General features: G+C 47.0%; 21 protein-coding genes, 1 pseudogene and 1 riboswitch. Of the genes and pseudogenes, 7 read left to right on the top strand and 15 right to left on the bottom strand.

Annotation, left to right across the window (positions count from 1 at the left end; translation table 11 throughout):
* Positions 1-5: 5 nt before the first annotated feature.
* Both AC6EJC_RS06875 and AC6EJC_RS06870 read right to left on the bottom strand, forming a co-directional pair.
* On the bottom strand, positions 6-683 hold the full coding sequence (locus AC6EJC_RS06875) for a potassium channel family protein (protein WP_444953304.1): 678 nt from the start codon (positions 681-683) through the stop codon (positions 6-8).
* Positions 684-823: 140 nt separating this feature from the next.
* On the bottom strand, positions 824-2,164 hold the full coding sequence (locus tag AC6EJC_RS06870; protein WP_444953303.1) for a TrkH family potassium uptake protein: 1,341 nt from the start codon (positions 2,162-2,164) through the stop codon (positions 824-826).
* A 321-nt stretch (positions 2,165-2,485) separates the two neighbouring features.
* A riboswitch (cyclic di-AMP (ydaO/yuaA leader) is annotated at positions 2,486-2,636 on the bottom strand.
* 262 nt (positions 2,637-2,898) lie between these two features.
* Here AC6EJC_RS06870 and AC6EJC_RS06865 point away from each other — a divergent pair.
* Positions 2,899-4,629, top strand: coding sequence for a CPBP family intramembrane glutamic endopeptidase (locus AC6EJC_RS06865; protein WP_444953302.1), 1,731 nt, complete (start codon positions 2,899-2,901; stop codon positions 4,627-4,629).
* On the opposite strand, the gene uvrC is transcribed toward AC6EJC_RS06865, so the two are convergent.
* The 4 genes from uvrC to AC6EJC_RS06845 form a co-directional block, all read right to left on the bottom strand.
* Complete coding sequence (gene uvrC, locus AC6EJC_RS06860) at positions 4,598-6,682, bottom strand: excinuclease ABC subunit UvrC (RefSeq protein WP_444953301.1); 2,085 nt, start codon at positions 6,680-6,682, stop codon at positions 4,598-4,600. The genes AC6EJC_RS06865 and uvrC overlap by 32 nt on opposite strands.
* Before the next feature lie 160 nt (positions 6,683-6,842).
* Positions 6,843-7,160 (bottom strand): thioredoxin, encoded by a 318-nt coding sequence (trxA, locus tag AC6EJC_RS06855; protein WP_010347861.1) that lies wholly within the window; start codon positions 7,158-7,160, stop codon positions 6,843-6,845.
* A 125-nt stretch (positions 7,161-7,285) separates the two neighbouring features.
* A complete protein-coding gene (gene dnaI, locus AC6EJC_RS06850; RefSeq protein WP_444953300.1) occupies positions 7,286-8,233 on the bottom strand; it encodes a primosomal protein DnaI in 948 nt (315 codons plus the stop codon).
* Positions 8,234-8,481: 248 nt separating this feature from the next.
* Positions 8,482-9,999 carry a replication initiation and membrane attachment family protein gene (locus AC6EJC_RS06845; protein WP_444953299.1) on the bottom strand — a complete coding sequence of 506 codons (1,518 nt, stop codon included), beginning with the start codon at positions 9,997-9,999 and terminating at the stop codon, positions 8,482-8,484.
* Between the two features lie 346 nt (positions 10,000-10,345).
* Between AC6EJC_RS06845 and hemQ the strand changes: the two genes are divergently transcribed.
* Positions 10,346-11,125: a hydrogen peroxide-dependent heme synthase gene (gene hemQ / locus AC6EJC_RS06840; RefSeq protein WP_444953298.1), complete on the top strand. Its 780-nt coding sequence runs from the start codon at positions 10,346-10,348 to the stop codon at positions 11,123-11,125.
* A 189-nt stretch (positions 11,126-11,314) separates the two neighbouring features.
* Here hemQ and AC6EJC_RS06835 read toward each other — a convergent pair.
* Positions 11,315-11,698, bottom strand: a pseudogene (locus AC6EJC_RS06835) (ABC transporter permease); the annotation flags it as partial.
* 67 nt (positions 11,699-11,765) lie between these two features.
* On the bottom strand, positions 11,766-12,956 hold the full coding sequence (locus AC6EJC_RS06830; RefSeq protein WP_444953297.1) for an NAD(P)/FAD-dependent oxidoreductase: 1,191 nt from the start codon (positions 12,954-12,956) through the stop codon (positions 11,766-11,768).
* Between the two features lie 233 nt (positions 12,957-13,189).
* Between AC6EJC_RS06830 and AC6EJC_RS06825 the strand changes: the two genes are divergently transcribed.
* Positions 13,190-14,194 (top strand): NAD(P)/FAD-dependent oxidoreductase, encoded by a 1,005-nt coding sequence (locus tag AC6EJC_RS06825; protein WP_444953296.1) that lies wholly within the window; start codon positions 13,190-13,192, stop codon positions 14,192-14,194.
* Between the two features lie 160 nt (positions 14,195-14,354).
* Here AC6EJC_RS06825 and AC6EJC_RS06820 read toward each other — a convergent pair whose 3' ends face one another.
* Both AC6EJC_RS06820 and AC6EJC_RS06815 read right to left on the bottom strand, forming a co-directional pair.
* Entirely contained in the window at positions 14,355-14,498 is a 144-nt protein-coding gene (locus AC6EJC_RS06820) for a sporulation histidine kinase inhibitor Sda (RefSeq protein WP_007431918.1), read from the bottom strand.
* Between the two features lie 282 nt (positions 14,499-14,780).
* On the bottom strand, positions 14,781-15,437 hold the full coding sequence (locus tag AC6EJC_RS06815) for a YheC/YheD family protein (protein ID WP_444953295.1): 657 nt from the start codon (positions 15,435-15,437) through the stop codon (positions 14,781-14,783).
* 216 nt (positions 15,438-15,653) lie between these two features.
* Here AC6EJC_RS06815 and AC6EJC_RS06810 point away from each other — a divergent pair, with 216 nt between their 5' ends.
* Positions 15,654-17,189: a Ppx/GppA phosphatase family protein gene (locus tag AC6EJC_RS06810; protein WP_444953294.1), complete on the top strand. Its 1,536-nt coding sequence runs from the start codon at positions 15,654-15,656 to the stop codon at positions 17,187-17,189.
* On the opposite strand, the gene ppk1 is transcribed toward AC6EJC_RS06810, so the two are convergent.
* A complete protein-coding gene (gene ppk1 / locus AC6EJC_RS06805; protein ID WP_025724043.1) occupies positions 17,149-19,257 on the bottom strand; it encodes a polyphosphate kinase 1 in 2,109 nt (702 codons plus the stop codon). The two genes, AC6EJC_RS06810 and ppk1, sit on opposite strands and share 41 nt — an antisense overlap.
* Positions 19,258-19,564: 307 nt before the next feature.
* Here ppk1 and AC6EJC_RS06800 point away from each other — a divergent pair, with 307 nt between their 5' ends.
* From AC6EJC_RS06800 to AC6EJC_RS06790, 3 genes are all read left to right on the top strand, one after another.
* Positions 19,565-19,810 (top strand): hypothetical protein, encoded by a 246-nt coding sequence (locus AC6EJC_RS06800; protein ID WP_007431922.1) that lies wholly within the window; start codon positions 19,565-19,567, stop codon positions 19,808-19,810.
* A 203-nt stretch (positions 19,811-20,013) separates the two neighbouring features.
* Positions 20,014-20,673, top strand: a complete 660-nt coding sequence (locus tag AC6EJC_RS06795) for a futalosine hydrolase (protein ID WP_444953293.1) — start codon at positions 20,014-20,016, stop codon at positions 20,671-20,673.
* A complete protein-coding gene (locus AC6EJC_RS06790) occupies positions 20,674-21,528 on the top strand; it encodes a 1,4-dihydroxy-6-naphtoate synthase (protein WP_444953292.1) in 855 nt (284 codons plus the stop codon). It begins immediately after the preceding gene.
* 151 nt (positions 21,529-21,679) lie between these two features.
* Here the strand turns inward: AC6EJC_RS06790 and AC6EJC_RS06785 are convergent, their stop codons facing one another.
* The 4 genes from AC6EJC_RS06785 to AC6EJC_RS06770 all read right to left on the bottom strand — a co-directional run bounded on the left by AC6EJC_RS06785 (position 21,680) and on the right by AC6EJC_RS06770 (position 23,323).
* Positions 21,680-22,000 (bottom strand): hypothetical protein, encoded by a 321-nt coding sequence (locus AC6EJC_RS06785; RefSeq protein WP_014277849.1) that lies wholly within the window; start codon positions 21,998-22,000, stop codon positions 21,680-21,682.
* A gap of 312 nt (positions 22,001-22,312) precedes the next feature.
* Positions 22,313-22,603 (bottom strand): hypothetical protein, encoded by a 291-nt coding sequence (locus AC6EJC_RS06780; RefSeq protein ID WP_444953291.1) that lies wholly within the window; start codon positions 22,601-22,603, stop codon positions 22,313-22,315.
* An 18-nt stretch (positions 22,604-22,621) separates the two neighbouring features.
* Positions 22,622-22,948 carry a hypothetical protein gene (locus AC6EJC_RS06775; RefSeq protein WP_444953290.1) on the bottom strand — a complete coding sequence of 109 codons (327 nt, stop codon included), beginning with the start codon at positions 22,946-22,948 and terminating at the stop codon, positions 22,622-22,624.
* Positions 22,949-22,978: 30 nt separating this feature from the next.
* Positions 22,979-23,323 carry a YkvA family protein gene (locus tag AC6EJC_RS06770; protein ID WP_235308429.1) on the bottom strand — a complete coding sequence of 115 codons (345 nt, stop codon included), beginning with the start codon at positions 23,321-23,323 and terminating at the stop codon, positions 22,979-22,981.
* Between the last annotated feature and the right edge of the window lies 1 nt (position 23,324).

Below are 23,324 nucleotides of genomic sequence, written 5' to 3'. Positions count from 1 at the left end.
AGGGTTTATCCCTCTTCATTGACATTAACAACCTCATCCTCAAAGCGGCCGATATTGTCATTGGAACCGATGATGACCATAATATCGTCTGCTTTTAGCCGATCCATAGCCGTCGGTGCGATCAGAATACCGTTCGCCGTATGAAGCGCCACGACACTGCAACCAAAGCGAGTACGGGCATTTAGCTCTGCTAACGTTTTGCCATTCAGACATGCAGGTACATTGAGTTCCACAATGCTGTATTCCTTGGATAACTCCAAATAATCGAGCAAATTAGGCGTGACTAGCTGATGAGCCACCCGGATACCCATATCTCGTTCTGGATAAATGATCCGGTCCACACCGAGCTTCTCTAACGCACGCCCGTGCAGCACAGATATGGCTTTGGCTACGACTTTTCTGACACCCAGCTCTTTCAGCAAAATGGCAGTCAGAATGCTCACCTGAATATCATCGCCAATCGCAACAATGCCACAATCGAAATTGCGGATGCCCAGTGATCGCAACGAGTCCTCATCGGTAGCGTCCGCTACGACGGTATGCGTCAACAACTCGCTCATGCTGTCGACGACATCCTCATTACGGTCGATACCCAGTACCTCGCACCCCATATCTACCAATTGTAAAGCCAGGCTTGAGCCAAACCGCCCCAAGCCAATAACTACAAACTGCTGCGTTTTCATATCTACTCGAAAACTCCCTTATCTGAATCAATTTCATAAATGATTAAACCAACGAAATGTATACTGCATATAGACAAATCAAACCATTTTGATCTATATGCACTCTTTATTAAAGCTACTGAGGGTATTATGAAATTGATTCATCCTATAATCATTTTGCCTTCCGGATGACGATATAATTCCTTACCCTTTTTCGGCCCCAGTGCATAAGCCAGCGTGAGTGGGCCCAGTCTACCTGCAAACATCGTTAGGGTAATCACCAGCTTGCCTATGACTGTCAAATCAGGTGTAAGCCCCATCGACAGCCCAACCGTACCGAAAGCAGACACCGTCTCGAACAAGATCATCAGAAAATGATGATCTTCAGTTGCCGACAAAATCATCGTCACCCCGATCACGAACAGCAACCCCAGCAGTGTAATGGTCAAAGCCTTGTAAATTCGTCCCTGCGCAAGTCGGTACTTGAACAGCACAATATCTTCCCGCCCCCGCAGCATCGAAATCACCGCTCCAATGAGCAGGGCAAATGTTGTGGTCTTAATCCCGCCTCCAGTGGAGCCAGGGGAAGCCCCAATAAACATGAGTATGATGATAAAAAACTGCGTAGCCTGCCGCAAGCCTGCGATGTCCAGCGTATTGGCACCTGCGGTACGGGGGGTAACGGACTGGAATAAAGATCCCAGCAGCTTACCACCCCAATCAAGCGAACCGAGAGTCTTCGGATTCGTAAACTCAAATACAAAAATCACGAGCGTGCCGACTACAATCATAGCGACCGTCATGCTGAGTACCACCTTGGTATGCAAGGACAGTCTCTTGCGCTTGCGATATTCTGCCAGGTCTGACATCACTACAAAGCCAATGCCGCCAGAAATAATCAGAAACATTGCGGTAAAATTAACAATCGGATCATATACATAACCTGTCAAGCTGCGAAATTCACCGAATAAATCAAAACCAGCATTGTTAAACATGGAGATGGCATGCCAGATTCCAAAATAAATCGCCCTGCCTACGGGCATATCAAAGGACCAGCGAACCGAGAATATCGTAGCGCATACGCCTTCAATAACCAGTGAGTACAGTAATACCTTACGGATTAACCCGACAATTCCCTCTACAGAAGTCTGATTCATCGCTTCCTGCAAAATGAGTCGCTCCCGCAAGGAAATACGACGCTTGAACACCAGTGCAATCAAGGTAGCCATGGTCATAAAGCCAAGACCGCCGATCTGGATCAGCGCAACGATGACAACTTGACCAAAAGTGGTAAAAAAGATGCCGGTATCCTTTACGACAAGCCCGGTTACACAGGTCGCAGAGGCGGCAGTAAACAAAGCGTCTATAAACCCAAGCGGCTTTCCTGTTGTATTGGAAATCGGCAGCATTAACAATAAACTACCTGTTAGAATGATAATGGCAAAGCCCACAACGAATATCTGCGGTGGAGAAAGCCGAAGCCAGCTTGCATTGGGATTCATCTATTCATCACTTCTCTCCTAATCCTTAAAACTATAAAAACAGTGATTTAATACGGTGTAAGCCCACTACGCGTTCCATTTGATCTTCCGATCGCTGTTACCGCCTTAAAAACACTCATTTTATCGTAAGGGTACCAAAGTAACTATAATTAGCATTCCCTGAATACAGGAAGAATGCATGTCAAGCACTATTCGGTCCCCCTGTGTTAATGGTGGGCAGCAGCGAAGGGGGCAGAATTGTTCTGAAAAAGCGAAGCGATCTAACTAATCCATACACTTTTATTCGCACAAAAAAAGACACCGGAAAACCGAGTGCCTGACTTGGTTCCTGCTCACAGCCTACGAGGTTAGCTGACGGATTCGGGCAGCACAGTATGCCCTATTTACACTTCCGGTCTAAGGACCGGCTGTAAAATTCACCCCAGTAACATGGTTCCCCCGTTTTCTCATAGAAATTCGGCTCAAATGTATATCATTACCTATTGTATTTCATAGGCATTGCCTCAAGATTATAATCCTTCTATATCTAGATCACAAAACCGATTTCGTCGAAAAAACGTGAAATTGGCTTTATTTTACGAATGGACGTCGTTTAATCACAGCTTATCTTATTTTATTGGAACTTTAAAGTGCTTTCACTCCATTTTCATGAATATCGCAGGTCTGTTGGCGGGAACCTGTGCAGTATGATATCTTTAATGGATGTTCTTATTTACAGATTAAGGAGGAAACTCATGAATCCTATCGGGAAACCGGTCGTGCTCACGGCCAACTTCAAAAAATTAGGCTTGCTGGGCGGGATTGGCCTGATTTGCTTTTTTATCTTTCAATTGCTTATTCCCTCGCTTAGCAATCCGAATCCGGAATCATTGATGAACGCAAAGGTCATCAGCAAACAAGAAGCGGTCATACACGCGTTGGACTTTGCCCGCTCCGAGCTGGGCTATACTGAATCACAGCCAGAAAAGCCCGTCGTGACCTATCAGGCCGAAACAGATTTGTACGGTTATTTATCCAGAGAAAAACTGCTTCAACAGTACGACCGTACATGGAAAAAAAGTTACCCTTACGAAACCTTTCGGGTCGATCTGCCTGAACCCTCTGCAAAGAGCAAACTGCAAATTCATGTGGATTTATCCACAGGGAAAGTCGTTAGCTTTAAACGGATCACCTCCAGCACCAATTACACACAGGCTGATATTTCTACGGATGAACAAGCACGTAACAGGCTTGTACGTGTGGCTGAGGACGGCATGACGCTCGAAGCCAAGGAGCAGGCGGCAGCAGTATGGGTCAAACGCTTTGGCTTCAAGCCGTCGGACTTAAAGCTCGCGACCACTGAAGGAGAAGGTGGATTAAAGTATACCGTGGACGATAAAAAAATCGGCGCCTCGGTACTTACACTGGCTTTTACTTTTGAAGACGGGAATGTTCGCTCGTTCACCCAAAGCTTTTCGGCCCCGTCGTCCTATACCGATTATGTCGAAAAGCAAACATTCTGGGCGAATTGGATGACCTATGCGGGTTATGGCCTATTTAGCTTAGTACTGGGTGTACTTGCCATTGTGTATGCGTCACTCACCCGACGACATACTTCATTTGTACGCGGCATTGTTCTGTCCGTTGTATACTTTGTTGCTAGTATAGCAGGGACAATGAACATGCTACCTTTATTGCAAGCAGAAGCAGGCAGTCAGGGCATGCTTATATTTCTTATGGTTTTCCAGGTTGGCATTACCTTCGTCATGGCTGTAGCTCTCTACTTCTCCTTGGTCGGCGGTGACGGGCTTATGCGTCAGGTTGGACTGAATGCATGGCCACGTGCGAAAGAGCCGGGATACGGGCTGTATGTGCTTCGCAGTATGTATGTTGGCTACTTGTGGGCCTTTATCTTACTCGGGGTACAATCCATTTTGTTCTTTGTTCTGGAGCGCACATTTAATACGTTCTCCACAACAGATGCCACACAATCCCCTTACAATATGGCTTATCCATGGCTACTGCCGATTATGGCCTGGATGGCAGGTATTGGAGAAGAGACTGTCTACCGCCTGTTTGGTATTCCGATGGTAAAAAAAATAGTAAGAAATACTTTTGTTGCCTGTCTGATCACCACGCTTATTTGGGCACTGGGACATACGCTTTATCCGATCTATCCGGTGATTTCCAGACCTATTGAGCTGACTTTTCTTGGATTGCTGTTCAGTTTTGTGTTCCTGCGTTACGGCTTTATTGCCGCCATGTTCAGCCACGTTATTTTTGACAGCATTCTAATGGGGCTTAGTGTGATGAGTCTAGGTGACACCGTGAATTTGAGCGCTGGTCTATTCTGGATCTTACTTCCAGCCATTGTGGGTTACATCATTTACTGGTTTAGTCCTAAAAAGCCAAATCGAATTATGTTTGAACCTGTAAAAAAAGAGGAGCCGTATTCTACGACTCCTCCTCCCGAAGGGCAGCTATAATCTGACGCGCAAGCTTATCCCCAATAGAGAGAGGCCGGAAGTCTTCGACGCTGGCCTCTCTTATTTTTTTGAGCGATCCAAAATGCTTAAGCAGCAACTTACGCCGTTTCTCGCCGATTCCGGGAATAGAGTCCAGCCGGGAAGTTACCATAGATTTGCCGCGTTGCTCGCGGTGGAACGTAATAGCAAAACGGTGAACCTCGTCCTGAATCCGTTGCAGCAAATAAAATTCTTCGCTATTGCGTGCAAGTGTCACGGCCTCAGAGGATTCTCCCACTAATAGTTGGGAAGTTCTATGTTTGGCATCCTTCACCAGACCACACACAGGAATGAACAAACCCAGCTCATTTTGCAATACATCGGTCGCCGCCTTAATCTGTCCACGTCCACCATCGACAACGATCAAGTCGGGACGTTCCAAATTTTCCTTAAGCACACGTTCATATCTACGTCGGATAACCTCACGCATCGTTTCATAATCATCGGGTCCCTGCACAGAACGGATCTTATATTTTCGATACTCCTTCTTGGCAGGCTTGCCATCAATAAACACGATCATGGCTGAGACTGGATCGGAACCCTGGATGTTGGAGTTATCAAACGCCTCCACCCGGTGCAAGCTATCCAGCCCAATGGCACGTCCGAGATTGCTTGCAGCTTTGGATGTCCGTTCCTCATCCCGCTCGATCAGCTTAAACTTCTCATCCAAAGCAACACGTGCATTTTCCGTCGCCATGCCTGTCATTTGCTTTTTCAGTCCACGCTGCGGTACAAGTACCTTTACATCCAACCATTCAGCCAGAGCGAGGGCCGCCGTACTCGGGTCCTCCAGTCCACCGGATAGTTGGCTTTCTGTTTCCTTTACTCCGGTATCTTGGTCACCAACTTGATCTTGATTTGTTGCTGCTGCATAAGTTGCCCGTTCTTCAACCACCAGCAATGAGTCAGCAGAATGCTCTGTCTCCGTTTGTATCGCTTTCTCATCTGTCTGTCCGGTAGCATCGGTTGTAGCTGCACTGTGGAGTACAGTTTCTGCCGCAACCGATTGATCGACATTGACCTGTTCTGCCTGCATCAGCTTAGGAGAATCCGGCAGCAATATTTCCTGTGGCACTGCCGGGTTGTCACTATAATATTGCGTCACATAGGACATAAAATCACTGTAAGCCTCACCGTAGAAAGGAAAAGTCGACATATGACGCTCGATCATTTTACCTTTGCGGACATATAGGATCTGTACACACATCCAGCCCTTATCTACTGAAAAACCGAATACATCTCGATCCTTCGCATCCGATGTGGTGATTTTCTGCTTTTCCATCATCGCGTCGATGCTGATAATCTGATCTCGCAGCTCCTTGGCCCGCTCAAAGTACAATTCCTCTGCGGCCTCCTGCATTTTACGCTGAAGATCCTTTTTAATTTCCTCATGTCCCCCGCTTAAAAAGGACCCAATCTCCTGACCAATCTGGTCATACGTTTCCTTCTCGACCTCTTTCACACAAGGCCCCAAACATTGATGCATGTGATAATACAGACACACTTCCTTGGGCATTACACCACACTTGCGTAACGGATACATACGATCCAGCAGCTTCTTCGTCTGATGTGCCGCGTAGGAATTGGGGTACGGTCCAAAATATTTTGCTTTATCTTTCAGAACGCGACGGGTCACCTCCAGCTTGGGGTGTGCCTCGTTCGTAATTTTCAAATACGGAAAGGTTTTATCATCCTTCAATAGCACGTTATAACGCGGCTGGTACTTTTTAATGAGGTTGCACTCCAAAATGAGCGCCTCCATATTACTACCTGTAACGATATATTCAAAATCACGGATATCGGAAACCAGTCGCTGCGTCTTGCCGTTATGGCTACCTGTAAAATAGGAACGGACCCGGTTTTTCAACACTTTGGCCTTGCCGACATAAATAATAGTGCCTTCGTTATTCTTCATCAGGTAACAGCCTGATGCATCCGGCAGTAACGCTAATTTGTGCCGTATGTTCTCCAGCGCCTTCTCCTGATTCTGCAAGTCCTCCGCATAAGGTTTCATTCGCCCGGTTCCTCCTTCCATTCTTAATGATTACTCAACTAACTATTTATAATATATAGGAATAGTACACAAAAACGCCCCCGGTATTTACAACCGGAGGCATTGACCTTTCATGGCCGCTCCACCAAGCCCCCGCAGGAGCATGGGTCACATGCGATGATTATTGGTGTTTGGTAAGCATGCTTTTCAGCGCTTCTTTGGAGTTCAGACCTACCACTTTATCAACAGGCTGTCCGTCTTTGAAGACGATCAGGGTAGGAATACTCATCACGCCGAAACGGGAAGCAGACTCTGGATTTTCATCCACGTTCACCTTCGCGATTTTGACGCTGTCGCCAACTTCTGTGGACAGATCCTCCAGAATAGGAGCGATCATTTTGCAAGGACCGCACCATGGCGCCCAAAAATCAACCAAAACGGTTCCTGTGCCTTCGACTTCTGCGTTGAAGGATTGATCGGACACGTTAACAATTGCCATTGTATGTTCCTCCTTTATAGAAAAGTCAAGATTATTATAACCTGTAATGTCTGTTTCGACACCTTTTAATTATATCACAATAGTTTTTTAATTGTAAGATATCGAAATAGCAGACTGATGAACGCTTACCCACGCTGATTTTTTCCCTTTACGGTAATGACATCTACAAAAGGACGAATCCGGTCCATCAATCGTTGTCCCTTGTACATTTCCTCTCCGTCCTTGCTCGTAAAGCTGAGATGCTTCTCCAGCCCCTGCAACGAGTAATTGGAAGTATAAAAGGTCGGTTTGCGGTTCATTCGGTAATTCAAAATGGAGCCCATCACATGGTCCCGTACCCATGGGCTCAAATTTTCGGCACCAATATCGTCAAATACGAGCAGATCACAATTTTTGAGCATTTCGGTCGTTTCCTTCAGCTTCTGACCATCCTGAATCATGGACTTTAAGTCCTCCACAAAATCAGGCATATACACGATCACACCGTTCAGACCCCACAGGGCCAGCTCATGCAACAGATAGCCCATTAAGAAGGTTTTGCCCGTACCAAACGTGCCTTCCAGATACAGTCCTTTTTTGGACAGACCCTGACTTTTCGTTTCTTCAATGTAACGGAATAGCTGTGTGACAGCAGGCATACGCTGTGAATCCTTCCGCGCAATTTCAAGGGCATTATATCCCTCCAGAAGTGCGCGTTCATCCACATAAAAGCTTTTAATTCGCTGACGCACCCGTTGTTCATGTTGGGAAGCAACCAACTTCGCGCATGGGGTCCGAATGTCCACGATTTCGGCTGTTCCATTCGGATATTCCACGCCCAGCTTGCAAAAGTGGCCCTGAAAATCGTTAGGACACCGTTCCAGCCCCGGACAATTGTCGCAATTTCGACGATCCCGGGCATACTGAAAGAGCATGCTCATGTTGAGTCGCAATTGCGTTTCGTCCACATCAGGATGCGCAGCGCAAAATTCCTGCACCAGCGGATCATTTAGAACCTGATCGGCTACATTGCGAGTGCGCTGGCGAAACGAAGGGTTCTTCATCTGCTGTAGCAAATCGCCCAGTGATTCCAAGAACGCTCCTCCTTTCTTAAAATGTGCAGAGTTATGGGGGGAGACGCTTCGCGGATGGATCATTCTTATGATCGCTGTTGCCACCAGATTTTTTCTATCGTAATAGAAATTAAAGGTGAAAATCTGGTGGCAAAGGCGAACGCTATCGCTTCTCCAGAACGATTCCATCCGCTCCGCTACTGACCGCCATAAAGTCGACACATTATTGAATTGGCTTCGCTTAATAGTTTTATAAAACCTAAAATCCACTAGACCTTTTTCTGTTTACCGGATTGCATTCGTTCGGCCAGACGCAGCAGTTCATCCAGTTCTTCCTCAGATACGGATTCCTCGGAAGGCTGATCCTGTACGATCGGAATGGATGGCTTGGCGGGTCCGTTGTTTTTGGCATACGCGCGGGATCGGCCGCCGGAAGGAGAAGCAGTGGACTGTTTTCCTTTTACCTTGGCTTGATCCCTTATATATTGAACGGCTTTTTCGTAAGTGTTTACCTGCTTTAGCAGCATGTTGGAAGCAACGGCCTCGACAAAGTTACGATTAATCCGCTGATCGCTTCCCGATACAAGCAGTGACATCAAATAATGAATCAGCACGTTGATGACTTCACCGGGCAGCTTATAGCTGATATCAATCTTCTCAAATATATCCAGCAGGTTACCGGGAACCGTGCCAGGGAAAAAGGTTTGCAGCAAACGGCGATAAGGCTCGTTGCGCAACATCATATTATATTGGTGAATGTCACACTTGGCTGTGAATTGTGGTGGGACCTCCACATAAAATTCCATTTCAACAGCCTGCTCTGCGGGCGGTTCTTCAGGTGTGGACGTTTCCCTTTGGCGCAAAGCGACCACCTTGGCGGCTTGCACCTGCTGCTCCTCCTGACGCTTACGATCCTGTCTGGAGTGCTGGCTAGCCCGAAGCTGTAGCTCGTCGAGCAACAAGTCGCCTGCTTCGGTAAAAATACCGTCCTCATCCAGCAAGCGGCTGATATCCTGTACAGAGAGGTCAAATTTGCGGACAACGTAATTGACCATACCTAACTGCTCATGCTCAAACCGAAGACGCTCCACGTGCTTGCGATTGGCGGATTCACGTGGAAAACGGAGAATAATGTCTGCATAGTTCAACGCTTCCTCCGACTCTGACGCTAGTGCCCCAGTCTGACGGCTAGTGGACACCTCGGAAAGCGCCTGCTCCAGTTCATAATCTATAACATGGGTGTTCAGTTCAAATAACTCATAGAATGGAATAGATATATTCTCTTTATTATAGGAAGATTGCGACCACCCCGCAGATTCACTGCTCCACAACGATTCTCTCAGAGAAAGCACCGCAAACTTGCCAATTTTGTCTCTCAACAAAAGGGTAAGATGCTGTGTTCTAAAAAAATCGGCAGGTGCGAGCGGCGGCTGCATTTCATATTCATACATATAGTCGTCCGTTTCGGGTGCATACAACCTGGACGTCTGTAACAGACCGACGGCCTCCAGCTTGGAGGTCTGTTCAATCAAATACTTGCGTCCCTTCTCACTCGGCTCGAGTCCCAGTGTCAGAAAAAGGCGACGCTGCTGTTCCAACGGCGAATAACCGATTTGTCCGACTGGCACATGCTGGAACAACAGTCGATACAGACTGACCGCAAATGCGCCTACCATCGGCTGATAGACGCTGCCCAGCATCAATTCATCCAGTGCGCTCAAGCCAAATTCCCGATAAACGCAGTAGCGGTGGTTCTCAGTATAGTGCAGCAGGTTTTTCATCCGCATTCCAACATTCTTCCTTTCCTGACATAACGGTCTCCAAGATGTTTTTCTATTCTATCATACTTGCCCTCTGGTGGGACCAACAAAATAAGGGCAATTGTCCTCCTTTTTGGCAGCCGTATTCGTCTGAGTTCTCCTTTTTTCGAGAATACTAACTATTTTATGACTTTGTGACCTACATCACGGAAAAAATAAAATTCTTCACACTTCTTTCATTGGTGAAAAGCTTTAATTTGAGCTACAATATAATGGTTAAACATCACGTATTGGGTACAGGAATGATATACGGAAGTACACATATTTCGGCTAAGCCCGATTATCATTTACAGATCGTAAAGGAGTGTAGATCGTGAATCAACATCAACCTCAACAAACCCCAGCAACACCCAACGAAGTAGCCTCCACACTGGAAGGCTGGTATGCGCTTCACGATTTCCGGTCCATCAACTGGACGGCATGGAAAACCGCAGACGATGAGGAACGCGCCGGAGCGCTGGACGAGCTTCAAGAGTTTATGAAGGAATGGAACGTTACCGAGGAAGCGGGTCTGGGCAGCTCGGCCGTCTATACTGTAGTTGGACAAAAGGCTGATTTCGTCATGCTGCACCTGCGCGAAACGCTGGAAGACCTCAATAAACTGGAAAATGATTTTAACAAAACAACCTTCGCCAAATATACAACTAAAACCTACTCTTATGTGAGTGTGGTGGAACTGAGTAATTATTTGAGCAAGGATGAAGATCCTATGCAAAATCCGCAAATTGTCGCACGCCTGAAGCCTGTATTAAACAAGGCTCGTTATATTTGTTTCTATCCAATGAACAAAAAACGTGATCTAAACGACAACTGGTACATGCTTTCGATGGACGAGCGCCGCACCTTGATGCGCAGCCACGGTTTAATTGGACGCAGCTATGCTGGCAAAGTGAAGCAAATCATTTCCGGTTCCGTCGGCTTCGACGATTGGGAATGGGGCGTAACCCTGTTCTCCGATGATGCACTTCAATTCAAGAAGCTAATCTACGAAATGCGTTTTGATGAAGTCAGTGCCCGTTATGGTGAATTCGGCTCCTTCTATGTCGGCAGCGTGTTGAACGAAGAATCATTTGAAGACATGCTGAAGCTGTAAGACGCAAATATCAGAACCCTTTACAGGATAAGACCAAGGATTTCGTGAACTCCCACTTTCGGGACTACGGAATCCTTTTTTATATACCTCAATGCTATGATAAAAGAGAAAAGGCCCCCTCACGGGCGCCTGATAAAATCGTTATTTTTTTGATTGCCCAGGTAATAAAGCAAGGGATGACATCTCTAATTATTGCAGCACAGGCTCCACCACTATAGGTGTATCCTCGCTTTTCGCCAGCTTTCTTTTCTCCAAAGCGATCAGAATAAAGATAAGAAGCAACAAACCACTTAGCAAGATCAAAAAGCCTCCCAACTCGGGAATAAAATACTTTAAGCTCCCACCCATAGCCACTGGCAATTGAGCGCCGCTCAGTAAAAACGAAGGCAGTATAATCAGTATGAGGCGTGGGGAAGCTTTTCCTGGATTCGCCGCATTCCACCCTAAAGCCATCGCAAACAAACTCAACGTAATCGTGTACAGTAGAAATGGAATACTGAGTTGCCATACATTCGCTTGAAAGCGTAGTCCGCCGATTTGCTTAAGTAAACCAATGGTCAGGTAAAAGGACACCTTTTTTTGTTCACCGCAAAAAAAGGTCTCCAAGCTCCGGTCTAGGAGTCATGGAAACCTTTCTGTCTTAGAAAAACCGCCCTTTTTTCAGCACCAGTGGAATCCCGCCAATGATGAACAGGTAGCGGAGATCCACAATTTTTTTCAATTGTGCGGCCACCCAACCTTTTATTTTGCGTTTGCCCACCACGGCGACGGCTTCGCCTTTTCCAAGAGAAGCAACCGTACCTTTGTTGGAAAATACGAATTTGTGCAACTCCTTTTTGCGAAGGGTAGCGGCCAGATTCTTCGCACAAAGTACCCCTTGCTGCATCGCAATTTGGGCGGTCGGCGGGTATGGGCGTCCTTCGGGATTAAACATCAGGGAGCTGTCCCCGATAATGAAAATGTCATCGTGGCCCGGTGCACGCAGAAAATCGTCGATTTTCACCCTTCCACGCATCACTTCAAATCCGGCTTTCTCGATTAATCCGTTTCCACGGATCCCTCCCGTCCAGACCACCGTGCAGGCTTCGATTTTCTCACCCTCACCTACGATTACACCATCCTGCAGGCATTCCTTAATCGGGATTCCAATGCGGAAGGTAACTCCTTTACGCTTAAGGACATCCATCGCATACTCCACCAGTTCAGGATCAAACCCTGGTAACGCTGTAGGAGCAGCCTCGACGTTAATGATTTGAATCCGGTTAAAATCGATGTCGTAAGCTCTAGCCAGCTGTGGCAGACGATCCGCCAACTCCGCTACGAACTCAATGCCGCTAAAACCAGCGCCCCCTACGACGAAATTTAGGCGACCTGGCTTACCGTCATTTTTATACAAGGCCAGCTGGTATTCAATATGCTCACGAATCAGGCGAACGGAGTTAATACTGCGAATCGTCAGCGCAAACTTATCCATCCCCGGAATACCGAATGTTTCTGGCTCCCCGCCTAGTCCGATGACCAAATAATCGTAGGACAGCGACCCATCCTCCAGCACGATTTTTTTCTCCTTTGGTATGATTTCCTTTACCGTTCCTTTGATTAAATCCACCTTGAACTCATCTATTAGCTGCGCAATTGGAATCCGTGAATGCTCAATCGTATCCGTACCTGCCGCAGGCATATGGAGATGTGTCGTAATATAGTGGTAATCATGACGGTTGATCAGTGTGACGTCCGCCTCATTGTGCTTGAGCTCCTTTTGCAATTGCTGAGCCGTCAATATACCGCCATACCCGGCGCCCACAATAACAATTTTGGGAATACTGCTCATGCTTCTACCCCTTCCGATATACATATCATTAATTATTCACACTTTTCTCTCAAAATGGTTAATTTACACACACACAAAGTCTTCATCAAATATTAATAGCTTTAACTTTGCAAGCGGAACCCAGCAGTTTATAATGATAAACAGTGAATCATGCGTTCGGCGGCTATCTGAACCTCTATGCGGCTGATTCAATATTTACAATCCATACTATCCCTTTCGGAGGTGTTTTTAGAGTGACAGCTCAATCCACAGGTGCGGAAATCCGCGATCTGATTATTATCGGGGGCGGTCCAGCCGGTATTTTCGCCGCTTTCTACGGAGGAATGCGTCAGGCATCCGTCACCTTAATTGAAAGTATGCCCCAACTGGGCGGCCAGCTTGCAGCTCTTTATCCTGAAAAATATATTTATGACGTCGCTGGCTTTCCTAAAGTGACTGCACAGGAACTGGTCAACAATTTGGTTCAGCAGATGAACCACTTTAATCCAGAGGTGCAGCTAGAAGAGAAAGTCGTATCGTTAGAGAAAAAGGAAGAACGTCACTTCATCGTAAAAACAGACAAAGGTGGCGAGTATCATGGTAAAGCGGTCATCATTACCGCTGGCGTCGGTGCTTTTGAGCCGCGCAGACTGGAACTGCCAGGTGCCGAACGTTTTGAACAAACGAACCTGCATTACTTTGTCAGCGACCTGAGCAAATTTGCAGGCCGAAAAGTGCTAATCAGCGGCGGCGGTGACTCTGCCGTAGACTGGGCGCTCATGCTGGAACCGATTGCAGAACAGGTTACATTGATTCACCGCCGCGACAAATTCCGTGCGCATGAACACAGTGTCGAAAACCTCCTCGCTTCCAAAGTAAACGTTATTACACCAACGGAAATTACAGAATTGCATGGAGAAGACACGATAACGAAGGTCACTCTTGCTCATGTGAAAACCAAAGAAACTCAGGAAATCGAAGTGGACGATGTGATCGTTAACTTTGGATTTGTATCCACACTTGGTCCGATTGCTGAATGGGGAATTGAAATCGAAAGTAACTCCATCGTGGTCGATTCTCGCCAGGAAACGAATATTCCCGGCATTTTCGCCGCAGGGGACATTACGACCTATCCAGGCAAGCTCAAGCTGATTGCGGTCGGCTTTGGTGAAGCCCCTACGGCAGTCAACAACGCCAAGGTCTATGTAGATCCAGACGCCAAGTTGTCTCCCGGTCACAGCAGTAACATGAAAATGTAGTTTAGTTTAGACTATGACAAAAAAGGGTATTTTACTCCAAATTTGAATCTTTGGAGTGAAATACCCTTTTTTACGGTGTGCCTATTCGTTGCAGTGATTGTCCGTAAAGTCATTCGAACCCAGAATGACTTCACAGTCGCAGTACGAGAGCTTGTCCGGTCTAATGAAGGACTACGGCTGTATTCATCTCTAGATTTCTTTTGTGAATCTCAGCCAGCAACAGTGCAATGAAGTCACATTCAAGTTTAAGCTCGATTGCCATCTGATAGGAATCCAAAAGCATCTCATCCGTCAGCATAGCCATCCTCGACACAACCTTTCCTTTTATTTCAAAATCTATTCTATCAAAATACCAAAAACGGAACAAGCGTTCTGTTATCCACAGTCAATTGTGGAAATCCTGTGTATAAATTGTTGGTAAGTGTCGTTAACCCTTATATGTGACAGGGGATAATGTGGACAATATTTATACACAGAATTTTGACGCTTAAATACAAAAAAAATATTTTTATTGTTTATACAAATATATTATATTTAGCGTCTTGTTAATAGATTAAAGTGGAAATTTTTTAAAGAAAACATAAATTTATTGAGGTCTTGTGTTTACCTCTAAAATCCATACCCGTCCATTCTGATCAAGCCCGTAATCAAATCCCAGTTGTCCGATCCCAGGAAATCTTCTTTCCAGTACAGGAATACAGCGCTGTGTAAGATCAATGATTTCTCGCCGCTTTCGCGTAGCTAGCCGCCGGGGATATATCATCCGAAGCGCCTCTGTTCCCTTCAGCAAAGTTCCCCCTTTGCACAGATTTGTGATGACCAGTCCGGGACGAGCATGACGTGCAACCACCGCACGAAAACCCCATCTCTGCCCTTCCTTCACGACTTTGACTCGATAGTCGACTGGTCTACCTTGAATACTTGCCAGTTGAATGCCTTGCTGAATGAGATACGGACGTTGGATTCGGAGCTTATTGATTCCGATCACAAGCGCTCTAAAATGACTGAACCGGTGCGTGTGCTCCATATGCGTACAAGTGTATCCCCTACGATCCTTTGCCACCCGCATGACCCCGATTCCTCCGCCTCCCTTCACGGGTTTTATGAATACAAAAGCATGCCGCCGCAGCATCATGCGCAATTGATCTTCACTATATAGACAGGTTTCCGGTATATAAACGGCGGTATGTGGATGTTGGAGCAGCGCCTTCGTCTTTAGCCATTTGCTTGCAAGTTGTCTCATCTAACCCTCTCCTTTCGCCGTCAGGTATACTTATACATACTCAACAGGGATGTGCTATTCTTGGATGATTGTCCGGGGCATGTGTCTATTTCGACAAGATTATGCGAACGGTAGCATGCACCGGACATCACTGGTACAATGACAATAATCTACTACCATTTGCACGGAGCAGCGGAAATTACCGGCAAATCGTTTTTTCAACAAGGAGGTCAACTCATGAATAGCAAAATTGGCATCATGGACATTGGCTCAAACTCCATACGTCTGGTGATCTATGAAATGACAGAGACAGGAGCCTATCGAATTGTACAGGAATGCAAAGAAGCTGCCCGACTGAGCGAAAAGGTTGGGGCCAACGGCCGTATGGAACGGGAGGCGATCCGAAGCATCGCTCCATTGTTACGCCAATTTATGGCGGTATGCCATATGCACGGGGTTGTCCGTATGCGTGCAGCAGCAACAGCAGCTATCCGCAATGCCACGAATTCGGACGAAATCGTCCAATGGATTGCGGAGGAGACAAATTTAACACTGGAAATACTGAGCGGAGAGCAAGAAGGCTATGCCGGTTTTCTGGGCGTAGTGAACACTATGAATGTAAGTGACGGAATCATTATTGACATCGGGGGTGGCAGTACCGAAATTACGCTGTTCCGTGATCGAAAGCGACTGCATACTATTTCATTCCCCTTTGGCGCGGTCAATATGAATTGGCGCTTTGGACGTGAGGTCAAGAATGGCGAATGGTCTCCTCAGCAAATTGAGGAAATGGAGAGCTTTGTCCGTTCTTCACTGCAAAATCATGATTGGATCTTCTCCAATCCGGGTCTACCATTCATCGGGCTAGGTGGGACCCTGCGTACTTTGGCTAAAATTAATCAGAAGCGGCAGGATTACTCACTTCCTGTGACACACCATTACGAAATGACGACAGAAGATGTCGATTACTTCTATGGCAGTCTGCCCCATCTTCCCTATGAAAAACGCAAAAAAACAGCCGGCCTGTCCAAGGACAGAGCCGACATCATTGTACCGGGTCTTATTATATTGAAAACGATATTTGAAGCTGCTCAAGGTTCCGCGTATTTGGTCAGTGGGGCGGGTCTGCGAGACGGCCTATTTCATGAGCTGGTCAACGCTGAACAGCCCGTGGTAGCTAATCCGCTTATCACATCCATTCGCAATATCCTTTCGTTTGCTGTCCCGGTTAGCGAAGCGCATGTCAAGCGGGTTAACGAGTACGCCGTCCGGCTCTATGACACATTGGCTAGCGGAACCTCAGCCGCTATGGACAAGCGCTTGTTACTGACCGCAGCAACTCTTTACAAAACGGGAGCTGCCTTGAATTACTATCATTTCCGCCAGAATTCGGTGTTCTGGATTTTACATGCAGGCATTGGCGGTCTATCCCATAGGGAAACGGTGCTAGCCGCGTTGATCGCGGATTACCATCCCAAGAACCGAACCCCCCGTTTGCTACGCACACATGCGGACATTTTGGAGCCTTCCGATGAGGAACGTGTACATCGGCTAGGTTCCCTGCTCCAGCTCGCGATTGGCATGGATCGGAGTGAGTCCGGAATGATTACCAGCATCAATCCCACTGCAGGGGATGACGCACTGCATCTTCGTCTGGAAAGCAAGAATGAACCCATATTAGAACAACGGGAGCTAGAAGCCGTTGCCAAGGATTTCCAAAAGGCGTGGAACCTTACATTGTCGTGGTCCATTCTACCTTCTTCCAATTTCTAACCTTCATCGCTTCAGATTGGCTCCTGATGGGAGCCTCTTTGTCGTTTCTGGACACAAATTGATAGCTGCCATTAGGCAAAAGCTGGCGTGCCTTCACATTATCCCTTAACGATAAATGCAGAATATCTGCCAGCATTTCTTTGATCCCGTCATCATAAATCGGGCACATCAGTTCAATTCGGCGGGTCAAATTGCGCGTCATCCAATCCGCACTGGACAGAAATAACTCGGAATTCCCTCCATTTTCAAAATAAAACAATCTGGAATGCTCCAGGAAGCGGTCTACAATACTGATGACACGTATGTTCTCGCTGAATCCTTCCACACCGGGACGCAAACAACAAACCCCTCTAATGATAAGATCAATCTTCACACCTGCCTGGGAAGCCGCATATAGTTCATCGATCATCTCCTGATTGGATAAGGAGTTGATCTTGGCAATAATCCGGGCGGGCTTACCTGCCAATGCTTGCTCAGCTTCCCTACGGATGAGTTCAAACAGCTTGTTCTTCATTCCCGTTGGAGCCACCGTAAAAGCTTGCAAAGTCTTGAGCGCAGAGAATCCCGTGATTTCATTAAACAGTTCGGAGGCATCCTCGCCAAGTACCGGATCCGACGTAAACAATCCGATATCCGTATACACGCGCGCCGTGCTTTCATTATAATTGCCTGTACCTACATGCACATATCGTTTGAGTGCGTTGCGCTCATGACGTATGACAAGAATGATTTTGGCGTGCGTCTTCAAGCCAACCAACCCATACACTACATGACAACCTGCTTTTTCAAGCGTACGCGCCCAGGCAATATTACGTTCCTCGTCAAAACGGGCTTTCAGCTCGACCACCACCGTCACCTGCTTGCCCGATTCGGCCGCACGTGCCAATGCCGGAATCAGCTTCGATTCCCCGTTGACACGGTACAGGGTCATTTTGATTGCCATCACATCCGGGTCCTCTGACGCCTCAATGATAAAATCAGTTACCGCATCGAATGATTCATACGGATGGTACACGAGCACGTCCCGTTTGCGAAGTACGTTGAAAATATCCTCTTGCGGAGGCAGTTCTTCGGGATACAATGGTTTGATTGCCGGAAATTTCAGATGCGAATACCCCTCCAAATGATCGGCAAAAGACGACAAAAACGTCAGATCCAACGGCCCGTCCATCTCAAACACATGATCGAACAACTTGAATTCACGTTGAAGCTCCATCAGGGCATAGGGATGAATCCCTTTCTCCACTTCCAGTCTTACCGGGGCCCCCCGTCGTCTTCGACGCAGCTCTTTTTCAATCTCTTCGAGCAAATCTTCGATCTCTTCTTCATTAATGGACAAATCGGAGTTGCGTGTAACACGAAAGGCATGAACCGCTTCCGGAACATATCCGGTGAAGAGCGTTTGTATATGATGTTTAATCAGTTCTTCAATTAAAATAAATGATTTCTTCTTACTGTTGGAACGCAGCGGCACCGTAACAACACGTGGAATATTGGAAGGCACCTGCACAATGGCAAAAAGCGGTTTATCCTCCTCTGTATCCCCCGGACGTCTCAACACGACCGCTAAATATACGTATTTATTGTGAACCAGTGGAAAAGGACGGCTCTGATCAACTGCCATCGGCGTGAGCACCGGAAAAATAATTTCATGAAAATATGCATCCAGCGACTTTCGCTGTGTCGTATTTAAGTCTTCATATTCGAGCAGTAAAAGCCCTTTTTTCGTCAATAGGCGAGAAATATCACGATAGGTCCGATATTGTTCGGATACCATCGAGACGGTACGCTTGATCAGCCGTTTGTACAAACCGGAGGGGGTATATCCCGTAAAATCCTTTTGCATAAAACCGGCCTTGATCTTCTCGCGCGTCTCTGCAACACGAACGGCCATAAACTCATCCAAATTGCTGGACACAATCGCCAAAAATTTGGCTCTCTCCAGCAACGGTGTATCTGCATCCTGAGCTTCCTGAAGCACACGGCGATTAAATTCAATCCAGCTTAAATCCCGATTAAAGTAACGTTCTGACCCGGCTTTATCCTTATTCTGACTCTCTATCAACATATGGCCTCCATCAATTCATGCAGTATAGTTACCCTTTATTGTACTATTAGATGAAACGCGCTAGCATCACAGCAGTGTAAACGCAATGTAAAATGTGTGTAAACACAAACTGGATGTTTGAAAAGGTCAATCGGATGCTTTACAAAAATAGCATTAAGCGGTACAGTGTTTACGTCTGTTTCATAGAGTAGATTGACGAACCGTTCCTTTTCCAGTTGTTTATGTTCATTATGATGTGTAGTAACCACTTAGTAGCCACGTTCAATTGCTGATTTTCAAATGGCATGATATAGGGAGGATTTACGTTATGGAACCCAAGAAAACGCCACGCGTACTGCAAAAAAACATCGAATTTTTCACCGCGGCGCTGTCTCAACACCTCGTTTCGGTCTGGCAAGAGGACCCTACAGGCGTATACTGTGAGATTGGCTGTGGATATATCGAGTTGTTCAGCAGCGAGATGATTCGAGTTCGCAATCAGGATGGGACCCCAAGCCATTATGACCGCAATATCACGATGTTTCAGTTAATCACGAAGGATCAACCGATATAATTATTATATGCTATGCCTGCGCTGTTCTTCCAGATTAGAATTGTTTTATGTTTAAAACGACCGATTTTCATATCTGCTGAATCTTGCAGTTTTTCCGAAAAGCGCCACAGAGCGCTTTTTTTGTCGACTTTTTTTGAACATCGTTTCGAAAAGCAGTATGATAAGGGAACATATTACCTAAATTTAAAGGGGAGAATCAACCGATGGAGCATACAACATCAGATGGGCGCATCCTGGTCATGACCGCGGTTGAAGGCGAACGGGAAGCCGTGCTGCGCGGCCTGAGAGGCGACACCCGCTTTGTGGTCGAGCTGGCTGGTGTAGGTGCTCCGTCCGCAGCGGCTTCAACCGCGTTGGCGCTGGCGGCTGGCGACTACCGTCTGATCATCAGCGCCGGAATTGGTGGCGGCTTCGCAGAGGTCGCTGCACTGGAGAGCGTCGTTGTCGCTGACGCGATCATTGCCGCCGACCTGGGGGCCGAGACGGCAGAGGGCTTCAGCAGCGTGGACGAGCTGGGTTTCGGTTCCAGCCGAATTGCCGTGAACGCTGCCACCGCGCAGCGATTCGTTCAGGCGTTGCGCGCCGCTGGACAGACTGCTGTCGCGGGGCCGATCCTGACTGTCTCGACGGCCACCGGCACGGCGGCAACAGCGGAACGGCTGGTCAAGCGCGTTCCCGGAGCTGCTGCCGAAGCGATGGAGGGTTACGGCGTAGCCGTGGCGGCTAACAGGCTGGAACTGCCGATGATGGAAATCCGTACGATTTCCAATGCTGTCGGTCCGCGTGACCGTGCAGCCTGGCGAATCAAAGAGGCTTTGCAAGCTTTGGAAGCCGCATTTTCTACATTAACGGAGGTTATATAGATGCAAATTGCTTTTTCACCTTGTCCCAACGACACTTTTGTCTTCCATGCCCTGGCGCATGGATTGATTCCCGGCGCACCCGCGCTGGACATTACATTTGCCGATATCGACATCACCAACAATCTGGCGATAACACCAGACGGACTCGATATCATGAAAATTTCGTATGCTGCACTCCCTTGGGTGCTGGATGAATATGCCCTGTTGCCTTGTGGAGGCGCACTGGGCCGGGGTTGTGGCCCGCTCGTGCTGACCAAGGAAGGTTCCACGATCGAAGGCCCGGAAGCCCTGTCTGGCAAGCGTGTAGCCGTTCCAAGTGAACGTTCCACCGCCTATCTGCTGTTCCGCCTGTGGGCGGCCAAGCATGTGCCGGGGGGTGTCGGCGAGATCGTCGTAATGCCGTTCGACCAAATCATGCCTGCTGTCCGTGACGGGCAGATGGATGCCGGACTGGTTATTCATGAAGCACGTTTCACGTATCCGTCCTATGGACTTAGCAAGCAAGTCGATCTAGGTAACTGGTGGGAAGAAGATACAGGTCTCCCGATCCCGCTCGGAGCCATTATTGCCCGCCGTACACTGGATCTGGATGCTATTACAAACTGGATACGCGCTTCTGTCGAATACGCCTGGAATCATCCCGAAGCTTCACGTGAATATGTATTGTCCCATGCACAAGAGCTTTCACCGGATGTCGCCCAATCGCATATCGACCTGTACGTAAACGATTTTACCGCCAATCTGGGCGATAGCGGATATGCCGCCATCGAAGCATTGCTCGGTCGTGCCGCGCAGGAAGGACTTGTGCCTTCGTTTGATTTAGCCAAGCTGCGCCTTGCGTCCACAATCCGCTAATGAACCGACATTGCATGTTTTCCTGCTGAATAGAGTAGTTTAAACATATAAAACCTCCCGAACGAGCACATTGCCTAGCCATGCGCCCCATTCGGGAGGTTTTATGATTTCATATGGCGAATCCCCATTCGGACTCGCTTGATCCTTATTCTTAGTTCTGTTCCTGCTCCACAACCTCGGTCTTAAACACGTTATCCAATTTGGTACCCAATCTTTTGACCAGTGGTACCTTGATATCCCGGCTCAGCTCCTTGAAAAAAGCGTCCATGTCACAATTAATCTTATCCAACACGACCTTTACGGTGCCCTCTGCCAAGATCTGCTCATTCAGATCTTCCGGTACGGTAACCGAGATATCATACTTCTTGCTTAACGTTTTAATGTAGCGGGTAAAGATTTCGATAAGCTCCTCATTGTTGAACTTCTCGACTGCAACTTGCCCTTTGTTCGTAAATTTTAAATTCACTCTCACGTTAGCATTTCCCCTTTTCCTTTTGACCATTTATTTTGGATAAACGTTGAACCTTACGAGGCTCTTCAAAGAAAGGGCCTTACCGGTCGTTTTAGACTCTTGTCCTTTGATATACTAAGTATAACACATTAAGTCCGTTTTCATTTCCCAACTTGTCGTTTTATGATAAAAAATGATACAATTTGCGCATTTTCAGCATAAATTCTTTCTTTTCATGCCAATCATTAGGAATAGTTTATACACAAATACACAAAAAAACGCCTATCTCGCAAAAGAAAGACGTTTCCGTATAGAAGCTGAAGTGGTATGCATTTACAAAGGTTTTGTACATTCCCAACCATGTGAACGATACTCACGTACCGCATCCCGTACATCCTCGATATCATCGGTATGCAGCAGAACAGCAGGTAAAATCACCCAGTATTCGTTCTCTGCCAGATCAATAAACACGTCCTCGACGTCATAATATTGCATATCGCCAAATGCCGTATCCCTGATTTTCTGTCCAACCAAAGGCGTAAACTGGGAATCAAATGTTTTCATCACCTTCGTATATTCCTTCACGCCCGTTGCCGAGATCTGCTGTGAAATAATGACGCTCAATGCTGTTACCTCCCTGACCTAATAATGCTCATTATAACCTTCTCTCAGACCTTCTACAAAACCCTGCGCAAAAAAAATCATAAAAATCAATAGCCCAATGCCAATAGCAACGGAGCTGATTACGATTATGAAGACGCCCTGCGTGCTTCTCTGCTCCATTTGTTTCGTCAAAATTCCGAAAACCAAACCTAAGACACCCAACAATCCTCCAAAGACAAAAAAACTAAATATGAACCCCAAACCTGCAAAAATCCAGCCAAAGAAAGCGAGCACCCAGCCCTGCGGCTGCGGCTCACTCTGTTTCATCTGCCAGCGTTCCCTCGCTGTAGGTGTGTATCTGTCCATTCCCTAGCTCCCCCGCTCATCTTGCAATCCTTATGAAAAAAATTCGCTCGCCTTCTCCCGATGGGCAGGCTTGATATGCATATCCAACACTTTCAAAGCTGCTAGCACAACCCCCGCATCATCCGTGAACCCCAGCATCGGAATAACATCCGAAATCACATCCAATGGTGAAATAAAATACGCCAAGGCTCCGAATGCTACCCCTTTGGCATAAAGAGGCGTTTCAGGATCTATTGCACAATAATACATGGCTACAGCATCCTTCAAAAAGGGTACTTTTCCAGCCGTGGACTTTACCTTTTTGAAAAATCCCTTTTTCACCTGTTCTTCCTGTTTTGGGTCATACTTGGCTTTGGTTACGTCAAAATCCTTCATA

The organism is Paenibacillus sp. TY11, assembly GCF_059772165.1.
This window is presented reverse-complemented; position numbering and strand designations above follow the sequence as displayed.